The following is a 3,879-nucleotide window of genomic DNA, read 5'->3' as shown; positions in this document are numbered from 1 at the left end:
CAGCCCCTCTCCGTACGCCAGCGTCGCGGCGATGCGTCCGAGGGTCTGGGCCCCCGCGCCCGACACCTTGATCAGGCTGGACCGCTTCTGGAAATCGTACACGCCCAAGGGCGACGAAAAACGCGCGGTCCGGGACGTCGGCAGCACGTGGTTGGGGCCGGCGCAATAATCGCCCAGCGACTCGGAACTGTGCGGCCCCATGAAAATGGCGCCGGCGTGGCGGATGCGATCGGCCCACCGCTCGGGATCGACGGTCGAGATCTCCAGGTGCTCGGGGGCGATCTCATTGGCGATGGCGCACGCTTCCTCGAGGTCCCGCACCAGGATCAGCGCCCCGCGGTGGGCCAGGCTGGCGCGGATGATCTCGGCGCGCGGCATGGCGGGCAACAGCCGGGCAATGGCGGCTTCGACGGCCTCGAGGTAGGCGGCATCGGGGCACAGCAGGATGGCCTGGGCCAGCTCGTCGTGCTCGGCTTGGGAGAAGAGATCCATGGCGATCCAGTCAGCCGGCGTCTTGCCGTCGCAGATCACGAGGATCTCGCTCGGGCCGGCAATCATGTCGATGCCGACCGTGCCGTAAACCCGTCGCTTGGCGGCCGCGACATACGCGTTGCCGGGGCCCACGATTTTGTCCACGGGGGCGATGGAGGCCGTGCCGTAGGCCAACGCGCCCACGGCCTGGGCACCGCCGATGGCAATGGCGCGATCCACCCCGGCGATGGCCGCCGCGGCCAGCACCATGGGGTTGCGCACGCCGTCCGGCGTAGGCGTGACCATGACCACTTCGGCCACGCCCGCCACCTTCGCGGGAATGGCGTTCATCAGCAGCGAGGACGGATAGGCCGCCTTGCCTCCGGGCACGTACAGCCCTACCCGGTCGAGCGGCGTGATTTTTTGCCCGAGCACCGTGCCGTCGGCTTCGGTGTAGGTCCAGCTCTCGGCGCGCTGGCGCTCGTGGTAGGCACGAATGCGCTCGGCCGCCGCTTCCAGGGCCCGGCGCTGGTCCACGGCCAAGGCGTCGAGGGCCGCGGCCCAATCGGCGCGGGGGATCTCCAGCTCCTCGACGGACGACGCCTGGACGCGGTCGAAGCGGCGGGTGTACTCCAGCACGGCTTCGTCGCCGCGGGCGCGGACATCCCGCAGGATCTCGGCCACCGCCTGTTCGATGGAAGCATCTTCGGACGCTTCAAAGGCCAGCAGCGAGCGCAAGCGCGTGCGGAAATCGTCGCTACGGGTATCGAGTCGGTTGATCAGGGACATATCTCACTCTGCAGAATCGGTTTCACAAGGCCGCCCGGCCGTGCTCCCGGGGGCACGGCGGCAATGGACAACGCAGCCTCTTGATGGAGCGGGGGCGAGCCGCGGCAGCGCTCCCGCGTGCGCCGGATCAGCCGGGCATGGCCAGGCTGGCGCGCGCGAAAGCGTTGATCAGAGGCTGCAACCGGTGTCGCTTCGTTTTCAGGGCGGCCTGGTTGACGACCAGGCGCGACGATATGTCCATGATATCTTCGACCGCGACCAGGTTGTTGGCGCGCAACGTCCCGCCGGTCGAGACCAGGTCGACGATCACGTCGGCCAGGCCGACCAGCGGCGCAAGCTCCATCGAGCCGTACAGCTTGATCAAGTCCACGTGCACGCCCTTGGCCGCGAAGTGCTCGCGCGCCGCCTGCACGTACTTGGTCGCCACCCGCAGGCGGGCGCCCTGGCGCACGGCGCTGGCATAGTCGAATCCGTTCGGCACGGCCACGCACAACCGGCATTTGCCGATGCGCAGGTCCACCGGCTGATACAGCACGCCGGGATGTTGGGCCGTGTGCTCGATCAGCACGTCCTTGCCTGCCACGCCCAGGTCGGCCGCGCCATACTGGACATAGGTGGGAACGTCCGATGCCCGCACGATGATGATGCGCACGCCGGGATCGCTGGTCGGAAGAATGAGCTTGCGCGACTTTTCCGGATCTTCGGCCACGGTGATGCCGGCCTCGGCCAGCAGCGGCATGGTCTCGGTGAAGATGCGTCCCTTCGACAGCGCCAGGGTGATGGGCGCGGCGGGGTCAGCCGGGGCGAAGGCGCTCATCGCCTACCCTCCCGCGATCCGGAAACGATACGTGCCCTCATGCCTGCCCCCTGCCGTCGCTCACGCGACGAATGTCGGCGCCCAATAGCGAAAGTTTGCGCTCCATGTGCTCGTAGCCGCGATCCAGGTGATAGATGCGATCGATGATGGTCTCTCCGTCGGCGATGAGCCCCGCGATGACCAAGCCGGCCGACGCCCGCAGGTCGGTCGCCATGACCGCGGCCCCGGACAGCCGGGGGACGCCCTTGACCACGGCCGTATGCCCGTCGATCTCGATGTTCGCGCCCAGGCGGCGCAGCTCCTGGACGTGCATGTAACGGTTCTCGAAAATGGTTTCGGTGATGACCGCCGTGCCGTCGGCGATGGTGTTCAGGGCCATCAATTGCGCCTGCATGTCGGTGGCAAAGCCTGGGTACTCGAGCGTGCGGAAACCCACGGCCTTCGGCCGGCCGCGCATGCCGGCCTGCACCCAATCCGGGCCGCATTCGATCGACACGCCGGCCTCGGCGAGCTTGTCGAGCGTCGCGCCCATGCTGGAAGGGTCGGCGTTGCGGAGCACGATTTCTCCGCCCACGGCCCCCACTGCGCACAGGAACGTACCTGCCTCGATGCGGTCGGGTATGACGCGGTGGGTCGCGCCGTGCAGCCGCGGGACCCCTTCCACCACGATCCGGTCCGTGCCGTGTCCGCTGATGCGGGCCCCCATCTTGATGAGCAACTCTGCCAGGTCGACGATCTCGGGCTCGCGCGCCGCGTTCTCGAGCACGGTCAGCCCTTCGGCGAGCACGGCCGCCATCAGCAGGTTCTCGGTGCCGGTCACGGTCACCATGTCGGTGCGTATGGTGGCGCCCTTCAGGCGCTTGGCGCGCGCCACCACGAATCCATGCTCGATGCGGATCTCGGCTCCCATGGCCGCCAGCCCCTTGATGTGCTGGTCGATGGGGCGCTGGCCTATGGCACAGCCTCCGGGCAAGCTGACCCGGGCTTCCCCGAAGCGGGTCAGCAGCGGCCCCAGCACGAGAATCGACGCGCGCATGGTCTTGACCAGCTCGTAGGGCGCCTCGAGCGCCTCGACTTGGTCGGCGTGGAGCGTCACGTTGCCGCCCGAATCGCCGGCGGCGCCATGGCGCTCGGCCTTGACCCCCATGCGGCGCAGCAGCCGCAGCGTGGTGCCAATGTCGTTGAGCTGTGGGACGTTCTCGAGCGTGACGGGATCAGAAGTCAGGAGCGAGGCGCAAAGACAAGGCAGCGCGGCGTTTTTCGCCCCCGACACTTCCACTTCCCCGCGCAAGGGGCGACCGCCGGTGATCTGCAACTTATCCATTAATCGCCCACCTTGAATTCCTGGGGAGTCAGGGTACGCATGGACAACGCGTGGATTTCTTCGCGCATGCGCTCGCCCAAGGCGGCATACACCATCTGGTGCCGGGCGATGAGGCGCTTGCCGTCAAATGCCGAACTAACGATGAGCGCTTCGAAATGCTGGCCGTCGCCCTGCACTTCGACGTGCTCGCAAGGCAATCCGTCGAGAATGTACTGCCGGACCTGCTCGGGAGTGGGAAGCATCGCCATCCTCTGGGCTCGTCCTTTCAATAGCGAAGTTTGTAGCCGGTAGACAACAGCCGCAACGCGAACGAGGCTACCAGCAGGAAAGTGCCCGCGACGACCGCCAGGCTATGCCACGGCGAAACGTCGGCGACGCCGAAAAACCCGTAGCGGAAGCCGTCTATGGTGTAGAAGATCGGGTTCCAGTGCGACACGGCCTGCCAGAACGGCGGCAGCGAATGCACCGAATAGAATAC

5 protein-coding genes are annotated in these 3,879 nt (G+C 67.2%); all 5 read right to left on the bottom strand.

Translation table 11 applies throughout. From position 1 onward, the window contains the following. On the bottom strand, positions 1-1,260 hold a 1,260-nt coding region (gene hisD, locus IRZ12_RS16340; protein ID WP_296470732.1), incomplete at its 3' end, for a histidinol dehydrogenase. Between the two features lie 127 nt (positions 1,261-1,387). Beyond that, positions 1,388-2,077: an ATP phosphoribosyltransferase gene (gene hisG, locus IRZ12_RS16335; RefSeq protein ID WP_296470728.1), complete on the bottom strand. Its 690-nt coding sequence runs from the start codon at positions 2,075-2,077 to the stop codon at positions 1,388-1,390. Positions 2,078-2,114: 37 nt separating this feature from the next. Further along, positions 2,115-3,401: a UDP-N-acetylglucosamine 1-carboxyvinyltransferase gene (gene murA, locus IRZ12_RS16330; protein ID WP_296470725.1), complete on the bottom strand. Its 1,287-nt coding sequence runs from the start codon at positions 3,399-3,401 to the stop codon at positions 2,115-2,117. Then, positions 3,401-3,649 carry a BolA family protein gene (locus IRZ12_RS16325; RefSeq protein WP_296470723.1) on the bottom strand — a complete coding sequence of 83 codons (249 nt, stop codon included), beginning with the start codon at positions 3,647-3,649 and terminating at the stop codon, positions 3,401-3,403. Before IRZ12_RS16325 ends, murA begins: the two co-directional genes overlap by 1 nt. Positions 3,650-3,666: 17 nt before the next feature. Further along, positions 3,667-3,879 (bottom strand): ABC transporter permease (locus IRZ12_RS16320; protein ID WP_296470720.1); only part of this gene is annotated, 213 nt, incomplete at its 5' end.

The sequence above is a fragment of the Pigmentiphaga sp. genome (assembly GCF_019689535.1).
GTDB lineage: Bacteria > Pseudomonadota > Gammaproteobacteria > Burkholderiales > Burkholderiaceae_B > Pigmentiphaga.
The sequence above is the reverse complement of the archived record's forward strand: the minus strand, read 5'-3'. Positions and strand labels throughout refer to the sequence as shown.